Below are 18,981 nucleotides of genomic sequence, written 5' to 3' on the forward strand. Positions count from 1 at the left end.
CGGGCCCGGTCAGCCGGAGTTCCGCGCCGCGAGCTGCGGCGCTTTGGCGAGCACCAACTGCTGGAGTTCACGGGCCGCGCGCGGCGGGGCCACATCGCTGCGGTGCGCCAGCGCGATGGTGCGCTTGAGCCCGGGACTGGCCAACGGGGTCACCCGTAGCCCGAGTTCGGCACGGGTGGCCACCATGTGCGGCACCACCGCCGCGCCGAGCCCCGCCCGTACGAAGCCGAGCACGGCGTCCATCTCGCCGCCCTCCACCGCGAACCGCGGGTCGAAGCCCTCGGCCCGGCAGGCGGCCACCGTCAGCTCCCGCAGGTCGTACCCGTGCCGGAACATCACCAGCGGGGTCTGCTCCAGCTCGCGGATGTGCACCGGGCGCCCGCGCCGTCCGGGGGCCGGGGCGTCGGGCGAGGAGACCACCACCAGGTCCTCGTGCAGCACCTCGACCGTGGTGAGCGCGGGGGAGGGGGTGGGAAGCGGCAGGACGACGAGGGCCAGGTCCAGGGAGCCGCGTGCCAAGTGCCGTACCAGGTCGTGCGATCCGCCCTCCTCGACCAGCAACTGCACGCCGCCGTACCGGTCGTGGAAGGCGCGCAGCACCCCCGGGAGCAGCCCCGTGCACAGGCTCGGCGTGGCTCCGAGCCGGACCCGGCCGCGCCGGAGCTGGGCCAGCTCCATGACCTCGTGCCGCGCGGTGTCGGCGTCCGCGAGGATCCGCCGGGCCAGCGGCAGCAGCGCCTCACCCGCGTCGGTGAGGGTGATGTTGCCGCGGGCCCGCTGGAAGAGGTCCGCGCCGAGCTCGCGCTCCAGGGCACGGATCTGCTGGGAGAGCGAGGGCTGGGCGACATGCACGGTTTCCGCCGCCCTGGTGAAGTGCCGTGTCTCGGCGACCGCGACGAAGTACTGGAGCTGCTGGAACTGCATTACCCCAGCATAGAGCAGTGATAGTCACTGCCTATCGAAATGAGCCGTTCCATGACTTGGACCGATGGTGCGGCCCGGGCCTACCTTCGGCTCCATGGCACTGGCAACGAGGACGGGTCGGCGGCCGTCCATGGCCCGGACGCTCTGGGACTCGACCGTCGGCAAGAAGACGGTCATGGCGGTCAGCGGACTGATCATGCTGGCGTATCTGCTGACCCACATGTTCAGCAACCTCAAGGTCTTCTTCGGTCCCGAGGAGATCAACGAGTACGCCCACTGGCTGCGCGAGCTCGGCGAGCCCTTCATGCACTACGGGTGGACGCTCTGGCTCGTCCGCATCGTCCTGATCCTCGCGGTCGTGGCGCACGCGGTCTCCGCGTACCAGCTCAGCCGCCTGGACATCAAGGCACGGCCCGAGAAGTACGTGCACAAGCGGCAGCGCTCCAGCTACGCCACCCGCACCATGCGCTGGGGCGGCGTCATCCTCGGCCTGTTCGTGGTCTGGCACATCCTCGACCTGACGACCGGCACCGTGCACCCCGGCGAGTTCGAGCACCTGCACCCGTACCAGAACCTCATCGACACCTTCTCCACCTGGTACAGCAACGTCATCTACATCGTCGCGGTGAGCGCCCTCGGCCTGCACGTCAGGCACGGATTCTGGAGCGCCGCGCAGACCCTCGGCATGGGCAAGCCGCACCTCGACCGCGGCTTGAAGATCACCGCGAACTTCCTCGCGCTCGCACTGACCGTCGGGTTCGTGTCCGTCCCCGTCGGCGTCATGACCGGACTGGTGAGCTGAACATGTCTTCCTACCTGCACTACGAGGCCGGCGACCCGCTCCGGGACGCCAAGGCCCCCACCGGGCCGGTCGCCGAGCGCTGGACCACCCGGCGTTTCGAGGCCAAGCTGGTCAACCCGGCCAACCGCCGCAAGCACACGGTGATCGTGGTCGGCACCGGCCTGGCCGGCGGCTCCGCCGGAGCCACCCTCGCCGAACAGGGCTACCACGTCGTCCAGTTCTGCTACCAGGACTCCCCGCGCCGCGCGCACTCCATCGCCGCGCAGGGCGGCATCAACGCCGCCAAGAACTACCGCAACGACGGCGACTCGGTGCACCGCCTCTTCTACGACACCGTCAAGGGAGGCGACTTCCGCGCCCGCGAGTCCAACGTGCACCGCCTCGCCGAGATCTCGGTGGAGATCATCGACCAGTGCGTGGCCCAGGGCGTGCCCTTCGCCCGCGAGTACGGCGGCCTGCTCGACACCCGCTCCTTCGGCGGTGTCCAGGTGTCCCGTACCTTCTACGCCCGCGGCCAGACGGGCCAGCAGCTCCTGCTCGGCGCGTACCAGGCGCTGTCGCGGCAGATCGCGGCGGGCAACGTCGAACTGCACGCGCGCACCGAGATGCTGGACCTGATCGTCGTCGACGGCCGCGCCCGCGGCATCGTCGCCCGCGACCTGGTCACCGGCGAGATCAAGACCCACTTCGCGGACGCGGTGGTCCTTGCCAGCGGCGGCTACGGCAACGTCTTCTACCTGTCGACGAACGCCATGAACTCCAACGCCACCGCGATCTGGCGCGCCCACCGGCGCGGGGCCTACTTCGCCAACCCGTGCTTCACGCAGATCCACCCGACCTGCATCCCGCGCACCGGCGACCACCAGTCCAAGCTGACGCTGATGAGTGAGTCCCTGCGCAACGACGGGCGTATCTGGGTGCCCAAGGCCAAGGGCGACACCCGCCCGGCCGCGGAGATCCCCGAGGACGAGCGCGACTACTACCTGGAGCGGATCTACCCCTCCTTCGGCAACCTGGTGCCCCGTGACATCGCCTCGCGCGCGGCGAAGAACGTCTGCGACGAGGGCCGCGGCGTCGGCCCCGGCGGCCAGGGCGTCTACCTCGACTTCGCCGACGCCATCAAGCGCATGGGCCGCGAGAAGGTCGCCGAGAAGTACGGCAACCTCTTCGACATGTACGAGCGGATCACCGCCGAGAACCCCTACGAGGTTCCGATGCGGATCTACCCCGCCGTGCACTACACCATGGGCGGCCTGTGGGTCGACTACGACCTGCAGACCACCGTGCCCGGCCTGTTCGCGGTCGGGGAGGCCAACTTCTCCGACCACGGCGCCAACCGCCTCGGCGCGAGCGCCCTGATGCAGGGCCTGGCCGACGGCTACTTCGTCCTGCCCGCCACGCTCAACGACTACCTGGCGCGCAACCCGAACCAGGAGCCGGTGACCGACGGCCACCCGGTGGTGCAGGAGGTGCTGGCCGAGACCGAGGACCGGCTCAACCTGCTGCTCGCCGTGAAGGGCGACCGCACCCCGGACTCCTTCCACCGCGAGGTGGGCGAGCTGATGTGGGAGCTGTGCGGCATGGCCCGCACCGACGAGGGGCTGCGCAAGGCCCTGGAGCGCATCCCGCGGATCCGCGAGGAGTTCTGGAAGCGGATCCGGGTGCCGGGCACGGGCGAGGAGTTCAACCAGTCCCTGGAGAAGGCCAACCGGGTCGTCGACTACCTGGAACTGGCCGAGCTGATGTGCCTGGACGCGCTGCACCGCGCCGAGTCCTGCGGCGGTCACTTCCGCGACGAGTCGCAGACCCCGGACGGCGAGGCGGCCCGCCGCGACGAGGAGTTCTCCTACGCCGCGGCCTGGGAGTTCACCTCCACCGGCGAGGCCCCCGTCCTGCACAAGGAACACCTCCTCTTCGAGTACGTCCACCCCACTCAGCGGAGCTACGCATGAAGCTCACCCTGCGCGTCTGGCGCCAGAAGAACACCGACGCCCCGGGCGCCATGGCCACCTACCAGGTGGACGAGATCTCCGAGGACATGTCGTTCCTGGAGATGCTCGACACCCTCAACGAGCAGCTCATCCTCGAAGGCGACGACCCGGTCGCCTTCGACCACGACTGCCGTGAGGGCATCTGCGGCGCGTGCAGCCTCGTCATCAACGGCGACGCCCACGGTCCTGAGCGCACCACCACCTGTCAGCTGCACATGCGGTCCTTCAAGGACGGCGACACGATCGACATCGAGCCCTGGCGTGCGGCCGCCTTCCCGGTGGTGCGCGACCTGGTCGTCGACCGGACCGCCTTCGACCGCATCATCCAGGCGGGCGGTTACGTGACCGCTCCGACCGGGGCCGCGCCGGAGGCGCACGCCGCACCGGTCCCCAAGCCGGACGCGGACTTCGCCTTCGAGCACGCCGAGTGCATCGGCTGCGGCGCCTGCGTCGCGGCCTGCCCCAACGGCGCCGCGATGCTGTTCACCTCGGCCAAGGTCAACCACCTCAACGTCCTGCCGCAGGGAGCCCCGGAACGCGAGACCCGGGTGCTCGACATGGTGTCCCAGATGGACGAGGAGGGCTTCGGCGGCTGCACGCTCACCGGCGAGTGCGCCACCGCCTGCCCCAAGGGCATTCCGCTCAGCTCGATCAGCGGCATGAACAAGGAGTGGCTCCGGGCGACCCGCAAGGTCCGCCGCTAGGGCCTGTCCGGCGATACGACGTCCGTACGGCCGCTTCCACTCGGCCGTACACCCGCAGCGGGGCACTGCCACCCCGCGGCCGGAGGGCGGACAGGCACGGAACCCCCGTCGTGCCTGCCCGCCCTTCGCGCACCGCGCGGAACGTCACGGGCAGGTCAACTCGCCGCCCCCGCAAGGCCGGTGAGCCGGGCGAGCCTCCGGTAGGAGTCGAGGAGCGCCTCCCGGTCGTACGTGCTGGTGGTCACCAGGACCTCTTCGGCGCCGGTCTCCGCGAGCAGCTTCCGCAGGCCCTCGGTCACCTCGTCCTCGGTGCCGTACAGCTGACCGCGCAGCCCGGACTCGTACAACTCGCTTTCCTTCGCGGTCATTTCGAGGCTCTCGATCTCTTCCGGCGGCAGCAGCGGAGGGAAGGAACCGCGAGTGCGGGCGTGGGCGGAGGCCCATGCCTCCGGTATCAGGAGCCGCCTGGCGTCTTCGGTGGTTCCGGCGACGGCAACGGTGCCCGCCACCACCACATGGGGTGCCGACGCCCGGGCGGAGGGCCGGAACCGGGACCGGTAGGTGTCGATCGCCCGCAGCAGGTTCTCGCGTCCCTTCAGGTCCCCGACCACCAGCGGCACACCCGCCTCGGCCGCGGTGACCGCGCCCGCGCCGGTGGCCAGTACGAAGACGGGGACGTCCAGGCCCTCGGCCGGTCGCGCGCGTACTCCTGTCGGGGAGCCGCCGTCGAACCACCGGAGCAGTTCCGTGAGCTGTCCGGCGAAGTCGTCCGCGTCGTCCCGGCCCCGGCCGAGTGCCCGGCGCACCCCGTCCGTGAAGCCGACGGACCGCCCGAGCCCCATGTCGATCCGGCCCGGGTACAGCGATTCGAGTACGCCGAACTGCTCGGCCACCACGAGGGGTTGATGGTTGGGCAGCATCACGCCGCCGGTGCCCACCCGGATCGTCCGGGTGGCTGCCGCGACGCCCGCCGCGAGCACGGTCGGCGCCGAACCCGCGACGCCGGGCACACCGTGGTGCTCGGACACCCAGAACCTGTGGAAGCCGAGTTCCTCGATGTGCCGGGCGAAGTCCACGGTGTCGCGCAGGGCCTCGTCGGGCCGCTGCCCCTCGCGGATACGGGAGCGGTCCAGGACGGAGAACCTGACCGCGGGGATCGCTGTGCTCACCTCCCGTACAACGCCCCGTGCGGCCGGGCATTCCCGCTCGGGCGCCGGGCCGTACGCTCCCTTACGTGACGCAGACCCGTAGGCCCCTGGCTCTCTTCGACCTGGACGGCACCCTCGCCGACACCGCCCACCGTCAGCACCACCTGGAACGCAAGCCCCGCGACTGGGACGCCTTCTTCGCCGCCGCGCCGCAGGATCCACCGCTGGCCGAGGGCGTGGCGCTGCTGCGCGCCACCGGCGAGGAGTGCGAGATCCAGTACCTCACCGGGCGTCCGGAGCGCTGCCGCGCGGACACCGAGGAGTGGCTGGCCCGGCACGACCTCGTGGCGGGCCGGATCTGGATGCGGCGCAACGACGACCGCCGTCCGGCCCGCCACACCAAGGTCCAGGTACTGCGCCGGATCGCCCGCACCCGGGAGGTCCGGATGCTGGTCGACGACGACGTTCTCGTCTGCCAGGAGGCCGAGCAGGCGGGCTTCCGGGTCGTACGGGCCGACTGGGCGCAGACCTCGGCGGCGCTCAAGGACGCCCAGGAGCGCCTCGGCCGTACCTGACCGTCCCCCTCCGGCATCAGAGGGATGGACCCGCCGTCTCAGCCCTCCTCGTCCAGGCGGAAGCCCACCTTCAGGCCGACCTGGTAGTGACGGATCTCGCCGTTCTCGATGTGCCCGCGCATTTGAGTGACCTCGAACCAGTCGAGATTGCGGAGGGTCTGGGAGGCCCGGCTGACGGCGTTGCGGATGGCCTGGTCGCAGCTCTCGTGCGACGAGCCCACGATCTCGGTGACCCGATAGGTGTGGTCGGACATGCGGAACTCCTTCGCGGTACGGCGGCTGCGGCGTACCTCCACCGTGCCCCAGCCCGCCCCCTTCCGCGAGGCGGGCCGGGGCACGGCCACGCTCAACGCGCGACGCTGAGGGAGAGCGCGAACCGTCCGGCGCTGTCCGTCCACCAGTGGCTGGTGTCCAGGCCCGCGGCGGCCAGCTCGGCGCGCAGCCCCTCCTCGCGGAACTTGGCCGAGACCTCGGTACGCAGTTCCTCACCCGCCTCGAAGTCGACCGCGAGGTCGAGGGCGGGGATCTTCACGCCGACCGGGCGCAGCGCCCGCAGTCGCATCTCGATCCACTCCTCCTCGCGGTTCCACAGGGCCACGTGCGCGAAGTCCTCGGGGTCGAAGTTCGCGTCGAGTTCGCGGTTGACGACCAAGAGGACGTTCTTGTTGAACTCGGCGGTCACACCCTGCGCGTCGTCGTAGGCGGCGACCAGCACGGCCTCCTCCTTGACCAGGTCGGTGCCGAGCAGCAGCGCGTCGCCCGGGTCGAGCATGGCCCGGACCGAGGTGAGGAAGCGGGCGCGTTCGGCGGGCAGCAGGTTGCCGAGGGTGCCGCCGAGGAAGGCGACCAGGCGCGGGCCCGGCGTGGCCGGCAGGGCGAACGACGTGGTGAAGTCGGCGATCAGACCGTGCACATCGAGACCGGGGTGCTCCGCGGCGATCGCCTCGCCCGCCTGGGCGAGGGCACTGGCGCTGACGTCGACGGGCACATAGGCCTTCAGCTCGGTCAGTTCGTCGAGCAGGTGCCGCGTCTTCTCCGAGGAACCGGAGCCGAGTTCGACCAGGGTGCGGGCCCGGGACGCCGCGGCGATCTCGCCGGAACGTTCCCGCAGAATCTCCGCCTCGGCACGCGTCGGGTAGTACTCGGGGAGCCGGGTGATCTCCTCGAACAGGTCACTGCCACGCGCGTCGTAGAACCACTTCGGCGGCAGCGTCTTGGGGGTACAGGTCAGTCCGTGCAGGACATCGGTGCGCAGGGCCGCGTCCGTCGCGTCCTCGGGCAGGGTGCGGGTGAGATGGAACGGGCTCACGCGGACGGCTCCTTCAACGGGGTCAGCTGGACATCGGTACGGCTCGCGACGAGCAGAGTGGCCTCGGGCACCTGCCGCCAGCGCGGGTCGTCGTCGTACGGTTCGGAGGCCACCACGGCCCGCTCGCCGGGTTCGGCGAGGAACCACAGACTGTCCCCCCACGCCGTGGCGGCGATCGACGTCCCGTCGGTGAGCAGCAGGTTCAGCCGTGACGACGGCGCCGCCTCGGCGACCTCGCGGACGGTTGCGGCCAGTGCCTCGCCGAGCGCCTCGCCGGAGCGCAGCCGCCGCAGCACCAGCGCCCACACCAGCGCGGAGTCGCAGCGCGCTTCGAGGCTCAGCAGTTCGGCGGGCGGCAGCCCGGCCGCGAGCGGGGCCAGCGACTGCGGCCAGCCGTTCACCGCGCCGTTGTGGCTGAACAGCCAGCGCTCGGCGGCGAACGGCGCCGCGGCCGCCTCCCCGTCGGCGCCCGCCAGGGTCGCGTCGCGCACCGCGGCGAGCAGCGCACCGGATCGCACCACCCGGGCGAGATCCCCGAACGACAGGTCGGACCAGATCGGCACCGCACGCCGGTACCGCGCGGGCACCGGATCGCCCTCGGCGTACCAACCCACCCCGAAACCATCGGCGTTGACTGTCCCGTGCCGCTGGTGCCGGGGCTCCCAGGACTGCCGGTACAGCGCGTGCGGCTGCGCGATCAGCAGTTCGCCGAGCACCAACGGCGGCCCCACATAGGCAACATGACGGCACATCAGGCGACCGCCTCGTCCGGGTGGGCGTCCCGCGCAGTGCGGAACCCGGAGAAGATCTGCCGCCGGATCGGATAGTCCCAGTTGCGGAACGTGCCCCGGCAGGCCACCGCGTCCACGGCGAACGAACCACCGCGCAGCACCTTGTACTCGGGACCGAAGAACACCTGCGAGTACTCCCGGTAGGGGAAGGCCGCGAAGCCCGGATACGGAGCGAAGTCGCTCGCCGTCCACTCCCACACGTCGCCGATCAACTGCCGTACGCCCAGCGCGGATTGACCCTTCGGATAGCTCCCGGCGGGTGCGGGCCGCAGATGGCGCTGGCCCAGGTTGGCGTGCTCCTCGGTGGGGTCCTCGTCACCCCACGGGTAGCGGGTGGAGCGTCCGGTGACCGGGTCGTGGCGGGCGGCCTTCTCCCACTCGGTCTCGGTGGGCAGCCTGCGTCCCGCCCAGCGCGCGTATGCGTCGGCCTCGTACCAGCTCACGTGCAGCACCGGCTCCTGCGGCGGCACCTCCTCGGTGACACCGAACCGGCGCCGCAGCCACCGGCCCCCCTCGTGCCGCCAGAACAGCGGTGCGGTGATCCGCTGCGCCTGGACATACGCCCAGCCCTCGGGCGTCCACCAGCGCGCGTCCTCGTAGCCACCGCTCTCCAGGAAGCGCAGATACGCGCCGTTGGTGACCGGGGCCGTGTCCAGATGGAACGCCTCGGTCCAACTGCGGTGCGCGGGGCGCTCGTTGTCCAGCGCCCAGGGTTCGGTGGACGTCCCCATGGTGAACTCGCCTGCCGGGACGAGGACTTCGGCCGGTCCTGGGTCGCCCACCACGGGAGCGGGATCGGGCGCGGTCAGCGCGGCGGGGCCCTTGCGGAGCTGATGGGTGATCAACATGGTCTCGTCGTGCTGCTGTTCGTGCTGGGCGATCATGCCGAAGGCGAACCCGGCGTCGGTGAGCGGACCACCGGTGAACGCGGTGCCCTCCAGCAGGTCCAGGGCGCGTCCACGCACCTCGGCGGCGTACCGGCGCGCTTCCACGGGCGGCAGCAACGGCAGCGAGGGCCGCGCGGACCGCGGATGCTCGAAGGCGTCGTACAGCGGGTCGATCTCGGGCCGCATCGCCGCGTGGCCGCCCACCGCGCGCAGCAGCCACTGCTCCTCCTGGTTGCCGATGTGGGCCAGGTCCCACACCAGCGGGGACATCAACGGCGAGTGCTGGGCGGTGAGTTCGGCCTCGTCGACGCAGCCGGTGAGCAGCGAGGTGCGCTCCCGGGCCCGCAGCAGGGCGGCCAGGGCGCGTGCGCGCAGTACGCCATGGTCCGCGGCGTCCGCGGCGGCGTCGTCGTGCGCGGACGCGTCGGCGGTGGGGGTGGGGTGGTGGCCGGTCATCGCAGGGCGTCCTTCCCGTGGACGGTGAAACTCTCGATCAGGTCGTCGGCCGGACATCGTCCGGGCAATACCCGGTGCTCGATGAACTCCCGTACCGCGCCCAGGACTTCCTCACCCGCGCCGAGTCGCGGCAGCGCGTCGAGCGCGGCCGTGAAGCACCGCACCGCCGCCTCGTGCAGCTCGGGATCGGTGAGCGCGTCACGTGCCGCGCACTCCCACAGGGCGTTGTGCGGCGCGGGCCACTCGCCGTACCGCTCGGCGAGCGGCTTCACGGTCCGGTACGCGGTCTCGGCGGCGGCCGGGTCGTCGAACAGGGCCGTGGTGACGGCGAAGGGCACGATCCACCCGTCCTCGCCGGGCTGCGCGTCGATCATCCGCAACTCCAGGTGCCCGCGCGGCCGCACCGGCGGGAAGAGCGTGGTCAGGTGGTAGTCCAGGTCCGCGCGGGTGGGCGGGCGCCGTCCCGCGCCTGCTGCCCAGTCCCGGAAGGTCAGGCCCTCGGGCACCGACCACGGCCCGGCCTCCTCGCGGACGCACATCACCGGCGCGTCCAGGACCCGGCGCGTCCAGGCCGTGCGCGGGGCGACGGTCAGGTCGGGCGCCGCGCTGCGGCCCGGTTCGATGCCCGCCCAGAACGCCTGCCGGGTCGACCGCCAGCCGGTCAACCGGCCCGCGTGGACGGGGGAGTTGGCGAAGGCCGCCACCAGGACCGGGCCGAGCCGGTGGGCAAGGAGCCAGCGGCGCGCGTGGCCGAGGGGGCCGGGCTCCTCGTGGCCCGCGTCCAGACAGACCTGGACGGAGGCCGAGGCGCACATCATGCCGCGCCCGTCGGGTCCCGCCCGGTCGAGGTAGGCCTCCATGGCGTCGTAGCGCGGCGCGTGGACCAGCCTGCGCGGGGCGCACCACGGATTGGCGCCGAGTCCGGCGAGGCTCAGTCCGAGGGTGGCCAGGGTGTCGCGTACGCGGGTCAGATCGGCCGAGACGGCGCGTACGCAGTCCGTCAGGGCGGGAGCCGGGAGGGAGGAGAGTTCCAGCTGACCGCCCGGCTCCACGGTCAGCGGTGAGCTCAGATCGAGAGCTCTCAGGGCCCGGCAGGCCTCGTCGAGCCGCTCGCCCGAGAGCGGCAGGGAGGGCTGTCCGGTCTCCTGGAGCAGCCACTCCACCTCGACACCCACGGCGGCGGGAGGGCCGGTCTTGAAACAGATCCCGTGGACGATTTCCTCGACTTCGGCCACCGATATCCCGGGGCCGTCGGTCCTGCAGACTTGGTCGGACATCTGGGGATTCTCCGATCCTCAGGTCGGGGTACGGGCCCGCTTCCGGCGAACCCGCCCGTACAGCCAAGACCTTCCCGGCGGATCCCACAAGAGCGCCCGAAGAGGGCGCGACGACCTGTCGCGTACCCGGCACGGGCCGTTCGCCAGGGCCTCCCACGTGCCCTTTCCGTCACCTGCTCCCGGTGCCGCCGGCCGACGGAGGCTCTGCGGAGAGCGGCACCGGTGTGGGCCGGTACCGCTCCCCCTTGGTGGAGCAGACAAAGGACATTCTGGGCCCGTCCAAGGATCGTGTCGCGCTGGACGATCACGTTCCGTGTTCGAGAGGTGACGCGGCCCCGCGTTCGCGAGGTGACGTGCCCTGCCTTCCCGGCGAGCCCGCCCCCTCAGCGCCAGCCGTAACGCTCGCGCAGCCGGTTCACCACCAACTGGAAGCGGCCCCGGTCCAGCGCACAGGCCTCCCGGCGCATCCCCTTGTCGTGCACGCGCAGTACGCGGTCGACGTCCACCCAGGAGTCGCGTCCGGCCCGGTCCCAGGGGCCGCTGCCTATCGGCACCCACTCGCGGTTGTGGTGGTGCGGCTTGCTGGTGAGCTGGACGGCGAGGAGGGTGCCGGCCGCCTCCCGGGCGACCACGAGCACCGGGCGGTCCTTGCCGCGGCCGTCGTTCTCCTCGTAGGGCACCCACGTCCACACGATCTCGCCCGGGTCGGGGTCGCCGTCGTGGGCGGGGGAGTACTCGGTGCGTACCCGTCCCACCCGGTCCGGATCGGCTTCGGTTGTCGCGCTGGGACCGCACCGACCGGGAGTGGCGGGGCCCGCGGCGTCGTGCGGTCCGGTGGCGCGCGTATCAGGATTGGCTGTCACGGCGGCCACGGTAGGGGAGTGCCACGGCGGTGCGTGCGCCGGGGCGAAGCCGCACCACGCGGCACCGGACGCGTGCCGCAGGCCAAGTCCCCTTCCCCTGCGCCCTGTTGAGCGGGCCCGGTACACGCATCCCGTACGAACCGTCCCCCGGGCAACGTCCCGCAGGCGGCCACAACGGCCGCTGCCGCGCCGCCGCTTGGCGTGAAAGGATGCTCCGGTCATGGTGCAGATACCGAATGAACAGGCCACGCGGGCACAGGTTCCGCCACAGCGCGCCGCGCACTCCGTGCCCACCAGCGCGGACGTGGCGCGGCGTGCCGGAGTCTCGCGCGCCACCGTCTCGTACGTGCTGAACAACGTCCCGGCGGTGCGCATCAGCGAACCGACCCGGCGCCGGGTGCGGGAGGCGGCGAGAGAACTTGGCTACGTCCCGCACGCCGCGGCGCGCAGCCTGCGCGCCGGACAGAGCCGGATGGTCCTGATGCCCTCCCCGAGCGCACCCGTCGGGGCGCTCTACCACCGGTTCTTCAACGAGTTCCAGTGGGCGCTGAGCCGTCTCGACTACACGGTCGTGCAGTACGGCAGCGTCGGGCTCAGCGGCGACGACGCGGCGCTCGCCTGGGCGGAGCTGCGCCCGGTGGCCGTGGTCGCGCCCGGCGCGCACGAACTCGGCCCGCAGGGCGTGGCCATCCTCAAACGCTCCGGCGCGCGCGCCGTCATCACGGTGGGCCCCCGCGCCGTCGAAGGCGCGCACGCCCTGCTCGTCGACCACCGCACGGTCGGCCGCTGCGCCGCGGAACACCTCCTCGCCCGCGGCTGCCGCCGGATCGGCGTGGTCATGCCGGAACTCACCGCCCTGGAGTTCTACTCCCGGCCCCGCCTCGCCGGGGTGCGCGAGGCCGCCGAGGCCGCGGGCGCCGAGGTCAGGGAGCTGCCGCTGGCCTACGAGGAGGAGTCCGCCGCCCGACTGGCGGCGCGGTGGCGCGACTGGGGCCTCGACGGCGTCTTCGCCTTCAACGACGAGTACGCGATGCTGCTGATGGCAGCCCTGCGCGACGAGGGCCTCGACATCCCGGCCGACACGGCCATGGTCGGCGTCGACGACCTCGTACTGGGACGCCTTCTGCGGCCGCGCCTGACCACCGTCCGCATGGACCTGCCCTCCGGGCAGGAGCTGGCCGAACTGGTCGACCGCACCGTCCGCCACCCCGGCGGCTCACCCGTGGTGCGCGACCTGCTCGGCACCACCCTGGTGCCGCGCGAATCGAGCTGAGCGGCCGGGGCACGGGACGGGCGGGTGCGCCGTACGCACATCCGCCCGGCCGCGGGCCCTTCGGCCGTCCGGAGCGTCAGGCCTGCGGGCCCGCCCCGGCCCCCTTCTCCTGCTCCTGCGCCTCGGCCTCGGCGATCGCCCGGCGCACCTCGTCCATGTCCAGATTGCGTGCCTGGCCGATGACATCGTCCAGGGCGGCCTTCGGCAGCGCTCCGGGCTGGGCGAAAACGGCGACCTGATCACGGACGATCATCAGGGTCGGAATCGAGCTGACGTTGAACGCCTGCGCGAGCTCCGGCTGCGCCTCGGTGTCGATCTTGCCGAACACCAGGTCCTGGTTGGCCTCGGCGGCCTCTTCGTAGACGGGGGCGAACTGGCGGCAGGGACCGCACCAGGAGGCCCAGAAATCGATCAGGACGAACGCGTTGTCCGTGACCGTCCGGTCGAAGTTCTCCTTGGTGAGTTCCACGGTCCTCGTCATGGTGTCCCCTAATTCGTTCTGCGGGTGCTGGTACGTATACGGGTACCCGGGGTACCGCAGCTGACAACGGTGCGGGAACCCGGCGTATTCCGGCCGCGTACCCGTGTGGCCGCCGCGCACACCTCGGTTCAGACTGGCCGCATGACGCAGAGCGCGGAACGGGACGGATCCACCGCATACGACGTGATCGTGCTCGGCGCGGGCCCGGTCGGCGAGAACCTCGCCGACCGGGCCCGCGCCGCCGGACTGAGCACCGCGGTGGTCGAGAACGAGCTGGTGGGCGGCGAATGCTCGTACTGGGCGTGCATGCCGAGCAAGGCCTTGCTGCGGCCGGTGATCGCCGCGGCCGACGCGAAACGGGTTCCGGGCCTGCGCCAGGCGCTCACCGGCACCTTCGACAGCGCGGCCGTCCTCGCCCACCGTGACGCGTACACCTCGCACTGGAAGGACGACGGCCAGGTCAAGTGGCTGGACGGGACCGGCGCCCGCCTCTACCGGGGCCGGGGCCGCCTGGACGGAACGCGCAGGGTGACGGTCGTCGCCCCGGACGGCGGCCGTCACGACCTCACCGCCCGGCACGCCGTCGCGGTCTGCACCGGCAGCCGCGCGATGCTCCCCCCGCTGCCCGGCATCGAGGACGCCCGCCCGTGGACCAGCCGCGAGGCCACCAGCGCCGACCGGGTTCCGCCGCGGCTGCTCGTCGTCGGCGGCGGTGTGGTCGGCGTGGAGATGGCCACCGCCTGGCAGGCCCTCGGCTCCGAAGTGACCATGCTGGTACGCGGCGAACGGCTGCTCCCGCGCGTCGAGCCCTTCGCGGGCCAACTTGTCGCGGACGAACTGCGCCGGGCCGGGGCCCAGGTGCGTACCGGCGTCTCGGTCACCTCCGTACAACGGCAGGACGGCTTGGTCACGGTCGGCCTGGACACCGGGGAGAGCGCCCAGGCGGAGGAGGTGCTGTTCGCCACCGGCCGGGCACCGCGCACCGACGACATCGGCCTGGAGACCCTGGGCCTGGAGCCCGGGAGCTGGCTCGACGTGGACGACACCTGCCGGGTGCACGGCTTCGAGTGGCTGTACGCGGTCGGCGACGTCAACCACCGTGCGCTGCTCACCCATCAGGGCAAGTACCAGGCCCGGGTCGCGGGCGCCGCCCTCGCCGCCCGCGCCCGCGGCATCCCGCTCCTGGAGACCGACCGCTGGGGCGCCCACGCCGCGACGGCCGACCACGAGGCCGTGCCCCAAGTGGTGTTCACCGACCCCGAAGTGGCCGCCGTCGGCCTGTCCCTCGCCGAGGCGGAAGCGGCGGGCCACCGGGTACGCGCCGTCGATGTCGACCTGACCTCCGTGGCCGGGGCCGGTCTCTTCCTCGACGGCTACCGGGGCCGCGCCCGTATGGTCGTCGACCTGGACCGCGAGGTGCTGCTCGGCGCGACCTTCGCGGGACCCGGCGTCGCCGAACTCCTGCACGCGGCGACCATCGCGGTCACCGGTGAAGTCCCGCTGGAACGGCTGTGGCACGCCGTCCCCTCGTACCCGACCATCAGCGAGGTCTGGCTGCGGCTTCTGGAGAAGTACCGGGACGAGTGAGCGTACGAGACCCGGGCCCCGGTCACCTCAGCGGCGCTTCACCGCACGCAGCACCACGAACTTCGGGTCGCTCGCGACCAGTTGGCAGCCGCCGAACAGCCGCCGCAGCAGCGCGTGGTACCCGAGGTGCCGGTTGCCGACGATGCGCAGTTCGCCGCCGGTGCGCAGGGCCCGGTGGGCACTGGTGAACATCCGCCGGGCCGCGGCATCGGTCGTCGCTTGGTGGCTGTGGAACGGCGGGTTGCACAGCACCAGATCGAGACTCGCCGGAGAAAAGCCGGTGAGCGCGTCCCCGACCGAGAACCGCGCCCGCTCGTCGTCCGGCCCCAGGTTCTCCTCGTACGTGGCCCGCGCGGAGGCGAGTGCCTGGTACGACTCGTCCGTGAAGTGCACCCGCGCCCGCGGCTCGGTGAGCGCGACCGCGGTGCCCACGAGCCCGTTCCCGCACCCGAGATCGGCGACGTCCGCCTCCCCGAGCCCGTGCGGCAGCTGCCCGAGGAAGAACCGGGTCCCGATGTCGAGCCGGTCGGCACAGAACACCCCGGCATGATTGGTGACCCACCGGCCGGACAACACTCCGATGTCCTCGGGCAGCCGGTAGCGCAACGGCCAGGGATTCGGCCCCGGTGAGAGCCCCCGCTCCGGGCGGCAGAAGATCAGCCGGGCCTTGCGCTCCGCGAGCGAGGTCGTCGTCGGACCCAGGATGTCCTCGAAGAGCCGCAACGTGGAGGTGTGGATCTCCTTGACCATCCCCGTGCCGAGCACCACCGTCCCCGCGTGCACCGCCGGAGCCAGCCTGCGCAACTGATCCTCCAGCAGCCCAAGTGACTTGGGCACCCGGACCAGCAGCAGATCGACCTGCGCGGGCGGCTCGTCCCGCGTGGTGAGCAGGGTCGCCGCGGTGTCGTCGTACCCGGCCGCGGCGAGATTCGACTTCGTGGCCTCGCGCGCGAGATACGAGTCGGTGATCAGTACGGGCCCACGCTCGGCGAGCGCGGTGGTCAGCGCACCCCACCGGTCGCCGACGACCACGGGCGCCGTCTTCTCGGGCCCGTGCTCATCGAGGTGGCGCAGCAGATAGGCGTCGGCGGCGTCCCAGGCACGGAGCCGGTCGCGCGGATCCTCGGGAAACCGGCGAAGCGCCAGCTCACCCCAGGGGGTGGGAAAGGGGTCGTTCATCGTGCCGCCCAGGCTAGCCGAGCCCGGGGCGCGGACCCCGGTCGGCCGTCGGCCACTCAAGCTGTGGTGGCCGACGGCCCGGCGCCTCACTCGGGGAAATCGCCGCCCAGAACGGCGGCCATCCGCAGATACGGCGCCGCTTCCGCGTCGCGGCCCTGCCGCTCCAGCGTCCGGCCCAGCATCAGCCGCGCGTACCGCGCCACCGGGTCCCGCTCCACAATCTCCCGCAACTCCCTTTCCGCACGCCGCAGTTGCGCCGAGTGGTAGTAGGAGCGTGCGAGCAGCAGCCGTACGCCGTCGTTCTCCGGCTCCTGCGCACGCAGCCCCTCAAGGATGCGCGCGGCGTTCGCGTACTCCTTGGCCTCGAAGAAGAACCGCGCCCGCGTCCAGCGCTCGGCCGCGGCACCCTCGGTCCAGTAGTCGGGTTCCGTGTGCTGCTCCACACTGCGGTCCTGCACGTTCACTGATGCCTCCTCATGCGGCTCGACGACGGATCGCGATGTCCTCGCGATGAGCTCCAACACCCACCTGAGAACGCACATTCCCGTCGCCGCGAGCCCGCCGGGAGGGCGGCCGAGGCTCTACGCTGAGCGCATGAGCAATCTTGATCGCGAGGCGGTCCCCAGTCTGTGCGGCGGTCGCGGCTTCGTCGTCGCCGAACCGGTACGTGAACTGCTCAGCCCGCGCACGGTCAAGCTCGGCGAATCCACCGAGGTCCGGCGCCTGCTCCCGAACCTGGGCCGCCGCATGGTCGGCGCCTGGTGCTTCGTGGACCACTACGGCCCCGACGACATCGCCGACGAGCCCGGCATGCAGGTACCGCCCCACCCGCACATGGGCCTGCAGACCGTCAGCTGGCTGCACGAGGGCGAGGTGCTGCACAACGACTCCACCGGCAGCACCCAGATCATCCGCCCCCGCCAGCTCGGCCTCATGACCTCCGGCCGCGCCATCAGCCACTCGGAACAGAGCCCGCGCTCCCACGCCCGCCTGCTGCACGGCGCCCAGCTCTGGGTCGCCCTGCCCGACGCCGACCGCCACACCGATCCGCGGTTCGAGTTCCACGGGGATCTGCCGCGTGTGACGGCGCCCGGCCTCGACGCCACCGTGCTCCTCGGCTCCCTGGACAGCGCGGCCTCGCCCGGCACCACGTTCACCCCGATCGTCGGCGCCGACCTCTCGCTCAGCGAGGGCGCGGATCTGAACCTCCCCCTCGACCCCGACTTCGAGTACGCGGTCCTCGCCATGTCGGGCGAGGCCCGGGTCGACGGCGTCCCGGTACTCCCCGGCTCGATGCTCTACCTTGGCTGCGGCCGCCGCGAACTCCCCCTGAGCGCACCCTCCGACGCGGGCCTGATGCTCCTCGGCGGCGAGCCCTTCGAGGAGGAGCTGCTCATGTGGTGGAACTTCATCGGACGGTCGCAGGAGGAGATCGAGCAGGCCCGGGAGGACTGGATGACCGGCTCCCGCTTCGGTGAGGTGAAGGGGTACGACGGGGCGGCGCTGCCGGCGCCCGAACTTCCGGCGGTGCCGTTGAAGCCGCGGGGACGGGTGCGCTGACCTGCGGGAAGGGGTGGAGGTTGCGGACTGGTGGGCGCGCCTCGCAGGCAGTTCCCCCACCGGCGGCGCTACCGCAGCTCGAACTGCACGCCCGCTCGCTGGGCGACCCCGCGTAGTTGGGTCACCAGTGTGGCCGGCATCGGAATGCCGTCGCGGGTACGCTCCTCGCGCGCTCCGGCCTGCGGGTCACCGGCCACCAGCACCGGCGACTCCGCGTGCAGCGGCGGGGTCCGGTGCAGGAGGTCGATGGCATCGTCGAGGTCGTCCTCGAACGTGCCGGAAAGGCGGAAGAACGTGGGGTCCAATGCTAGGAAGAAGTGCCCGATGTTGTGCGGCGCGGCAGGATCATCACGTTCACGGATGGCAGGGAACGTCCCGCCGCACAGCGTCGCAGCGAGGATGTGGGCCATCATGCTGAGCCCGTAGCCCTTGTGACTGGACATCTCCGGAGTACCACCCAGCGGGGTCAACCCACCCCTGTCTTTCGCCTTGAGGATGCGCATGGCCTCGGCGGAGTCCTCTACCGCCTGTCCTTCCTCGTTCACGACCCAGCCGCGTGGCAATGGACGCTGGTGGTAGTCGTAGACCTTCACCTTGTTGACGGCAGCGGTCGTCGTGGCGATGTCGAGCAGGAAGTTCGTGTTGCGGCGGGCGGGCGCGGCGAACGCGAGCGGGTTGGTGCCGAGTCTGGGCACCACGGAGCCCGTGGGTGGGGCGCACGTGAGCTGTGCCGAACTCGTGACCAGCCCGAGAAGCCCTTCCTTCGCAGCGAGGTCTGCGTAGTAGCCGGCGGCCCCGAAGTGGTGGGAGTGCACCACCGACGCCACGCCGACCGTGTTCTCCTTCGCCTTACTGATTGCCGTGCGCATGGCGTACACGCCCGCCGGGTGCCCAAGGCCGCTCGCGGCGTCGATGAGCGCGGACGCGGCGTTCTCCCGCACGATTGTGGGTCGCGCCGCAAAGTCGATGCGTCCTTCCTGCCGATACTTCTCGTAAGCGATCAGCATCGATACTCCATGCGAGTCGATGCCCGAGAGGTCGGTGTCGACCATGACGTCCGAGGTGACTGCTGCCAGGTCGCCGTCCATGCCCCACGCGGTGAGAACGTCGACGATCAGCCGCCGCACCAGGTCAGCGGGAACTCCCATCACTTTCTCCTTCTGTGTCATCAAAG

The 18,981-nt window shown here is 71.6% G+C and carries 19 protein-coding genes; 7 read left to right on the top strand and 12 right to left on the bottom strand.

Features of this window, described 5'->3' with window-relative positions; all coding sequences use genetic code 11:
- Positions 1 to 9 precede the first annotated feature (9 nt).
- Entirely contained in the window at positions 10 to 924 is a 915-nt protein-coding gene (locus HUT18_RS31900) for a LysR family transcriptional regulator (RefSeq protein ID WP_176103974.1), read from the bottom strand.
- Between the two features lie 130 nt (positions 925 to 1,054).
- Between HUT18_RS31900 and HUT18_RS31905 the strand changes: the two genes are divergently transcribed.
- The 3 genes from HUT18_RS31905 to HUT18_RS31915 are packed head-to-tail and all read left to right on the top strand — an operon-like array spanning position 1,055 to position 4,421.
- Positions 1,055 to 1,726, top strand: coding sequence for a succinate dehydrogenase (locus HUT18_RS31905; protein ID WP_176104929.1), 672 nt, complete (start codon positions 1,055 to 1,057; stop codon positions 1,724 to 1,726).
- A 2-nt stretch (positions 1,727 to 1,728) separates the two neighbouring features.
- Positions 1,729 to 3,678: a fumarate reductase/succinate dehydrogenase flavoprotein subunit gene (locus HUT18_RS31910; RefSeq protein WP_176103975.1), complete on the top strand. Its 1,950-nt coding sequence runs from the start codon at positions 1,729 to 1,731 to the stop codon at positions 3,676 to 3,678.
- Positions 3,675 to 4,421: a succinate dehydrogenase/fumarate reductase iron-sulfur subunit gene (locus HUT18_RS31915; RefSeq protein WP_176103976.1), complete on the top strand. Its 747-nt coding sequence runs from the start codon at positions 3,675 to 3,677 to the stop codon at positions 4,419 to 4,421. The genes HUT18_RS31910 and HUT18_RS31915 overlap by 4 nt, the downstream gene beginning before the upstream one ends.
- A 155-nt stretch (positions 4,422 to 4,576) precedes the next feature.
- Here HUT18_RS31915 and HUT18_RS31920 read toward each other — a convergent pair whose 3' ends face one another.
- Positions 4,577 to 5,590, bottom strand: coding sequence for an LLM class flavin-dependent oxidoreductase (locus tag HUT18_RS31920; RefSeq protein WP_176103977.1), 1,014 nt, complete (start codon positions 5,588 to 5,590; stop codon positions 4,577 to 4,579).
- A gap of 65 nt (positions 5,591 to 5,655) precedes the next feature.
- On the opposite strand from HUT18_RS31920, the gene HUT18_RS31925 reads away from it, so the two are divergent.
- Entirely contained in the window at positions 5,656 to 6,144 is a 489-nt protein-coding gene (locus HUT18_RS31925; RefSeq protein WP_176103978.1) for a hypothetical protein, read from the top strand.
- A 38-nt stretch (positions 6,145 to 6,182) separates the two neighbouring features.
- Here the strand turns inward: HUT18_RS31925 and HUT18_RS31930 are convergent, their stop codons facing one another.
- The 6 genes from HUT18_RS31930 to HUT18_RS31955 all read right to left on the bottom strand — a co-directional run bounded on the left by HUT18_RS31930 (position 6,183) and on the right by HUT18_RS31955 (position 11,727).
- Positions 6,183 to 6,398, bottom strand: coding sequence for a dodecin (locus tag HUT18_RS31930; protein ID WP_176103979.1), 216 nt, complete (start codon positions 6,396 to 6,398; stop codon positions 6,183 to 6,185).
- 92 nt (positions 6,399 to 6,490) lie between these two features.
- On the bottom strand, positions 6,491 to 7,453 hold the full coding sequence (gene egtD, locus HUT18_RS31935) for an L-histidine N(alpha)-methyltransferase (RefSeq protein ID WP_176103980.1): 963 nt from the start codon (positions 7,451 to 7,453) through the stop codon (positions 6,491 to 6,493).
- Positions 7,450 to 8,205 (bottom strand): ergothioneine biosynthesis protein EgtC, encoded by a 756-nt coding sequence (egtC, locus tag HUT18_RS31940; RefSeq protein ID WP_176103981.1) that lies wholly within the window; start codon positions 8,203 to 8,205, stop codon positions 7,450 to 7,452. The genes egtD and egtC overlap by 4 nt, the downstream gene beginning before the upstream one ends.
- Positions 8,205 to 9,587, bottom strand: a complete 1,383-nt coding sequence (gene egtB, locus HUT18_RS31945) for an ergothioneine biosynthesis protein EgtB (protein ID WP_176103982.1) — start codon at positions 9,585 to 9,587, stop codon at positions 8,205 to 8,207. Before egtB ends, egtC begins: the two co-directional genes overlap by 1 nt.
- Positions 9,584 to 10,864 carry an ergothioneine biosynthesis glutamate--cysteine ligase EgtA gene (gene egtA, locus HUT18_RS31950; RefSeq protein ID WP_176103983.1) on the bottom strand — a complete coding sequence of 427 codons (1,281 nt, stop codon included), beginning with the start codon at positions 10,862 to 10,864 and terminating at the stop codon, positions 9,584 to 9,586. The genes egtB and egtA overlap by 4 nt, the downstream gene beginning before the upstream one ends.
- A gap of 383 nt (positions 10,865 to 11,247) precedes the next feature.
- On the bottom strand, positions 11,248 to 11,727 hold the full coding sequence (locus HUT18_RS31955; RefSeq protein ID WP_176103984.1) for a type II toxin-antitoxin system PemK/MazF family toxin: 480 nt from the start codon (positions 11,725 to 11,727) through the stop codon (positions 11,248 to 11,250).
- A gap of 220 nt (positions 11,728 to 11,947) precedes the next feature.
- Here HUT18_RS31955 and HUT18_RS31960 point away from each other — a divergent pair, with 220 nt between their 5' ends.
- A complete protein-coding gene (locus HUT18_RS31960) occupies positions 11,948 to 13,000 on the top strand; it encodes a LacI family DNA-binding transcriptional regulator (protein WP_176103985.1) in 1,053 nt (350 codons plus the stop codon).
- Positions 13,001 to 13,076: 76 nt separating this feature from the next.
- Here the strand turns inward: HUT18_RS31960 and trxA are convergent, their stop codons facing one another.
- Positions 13,077 to 13,481 (bottom strand): thioredoxin, encoded by a 405-nt coding sequence (gene trxA / locus HUT18_RS31965; RefSeq protein WP_176103986.1) that lies wholly within the window; start codon positions 13,479 to 13,481, stop codon positions 13,077 to 13,079.
- Between the two features lie 141 nt (positions 13,482 to 13,622).
- Between trxA and HUT18_RS31970 the strand changes: the two genes are divergently transcribed.
- Positions 13,623 to 15,068, top strand: coding sequence for an NAD(P)/FAD-dependent oxidoreductase (locus tag HUT18_RS31970; RefSeq protein WP_176103987.1), 1,446 nt, complete (start codon positions 13,623 to 13,625; stop codon positions 15,066 to 15,068).
- 27 nt (positions 15,069 to 15,095) lie between these two features.
- Here the strand turns inward: HUT18_RS31970 and HUT18_RS31975 are convergent, their stop codons facing one another.
- The gene (locus HUT18_RS31975; protein ID WP_176103988.1) at positions 15,096 to 16,247 is read right to left on the bottom strand and encodes a methyltransferase; all 1,152 of its coding nucleotides are present in this window, start codon (positions 16,245 to 16,247) and stop codon (positions 15,096 to 15,098) included.
- An 86-nt stretch (positions 16,248 to 16,333) separates the two neighbouring features.
- Complete coding sequence (locus HUT18_RS31980) at positions 16,334 to 16,705, bottom strand: M48 family metallopeptidase (protein WP_254879127.1); 372 nt, start codon at positions 16,703 to 16,705, stop codon at positions 16,334 to 16,336.
- A 136-nt stretch (positions 16,706 to 16,841) separates the two neighbouring features.
- Between HUT18_RS31980 and HUT18_RS31985 the strand changes: the two genes are divergently transcribed.
- Positions 16,842 to 17,807: a pirin family protein gene (locus HUT18_RS31985; RefSeq protein ID WP_176103990.1), complete on the top strand. Its 966-nt coding sequence runs from the start codon at positions 16,842 to 16,844 to the stop codon at positions 17,805 to 17,807.
- Positions 17,808 to 17,875: 68 nt separating this feature from the next.
- Here HUT18_RS31985 and HUT18_RS31990 read toward each other — a convergent pair whose 3' ends face one another.
- On the bottom strand, positions 17,876 to 18,976 hold the full coding sequence (locus HUT18_RS31990) for an Ldh family oxidoreductase (RefSeq protein ID WP_217710538.1): 1,101 nt from the start codon (positions 18,974 to 18,976) through the stop codon (positions 17,876 to 17,878).
- Positions 18,977 to 18,981 lie beyond the last annotated feature (5 nt).

Source organism: Streptomyces sp. NA04227, assembly GCF_013364195.1.
Taxonomy (GTDB): domain Bacteria; phylum Actinomycetota; class Actinomycetes; order Streptomycetales; family Streptomycetaceae; genus Streptomyces.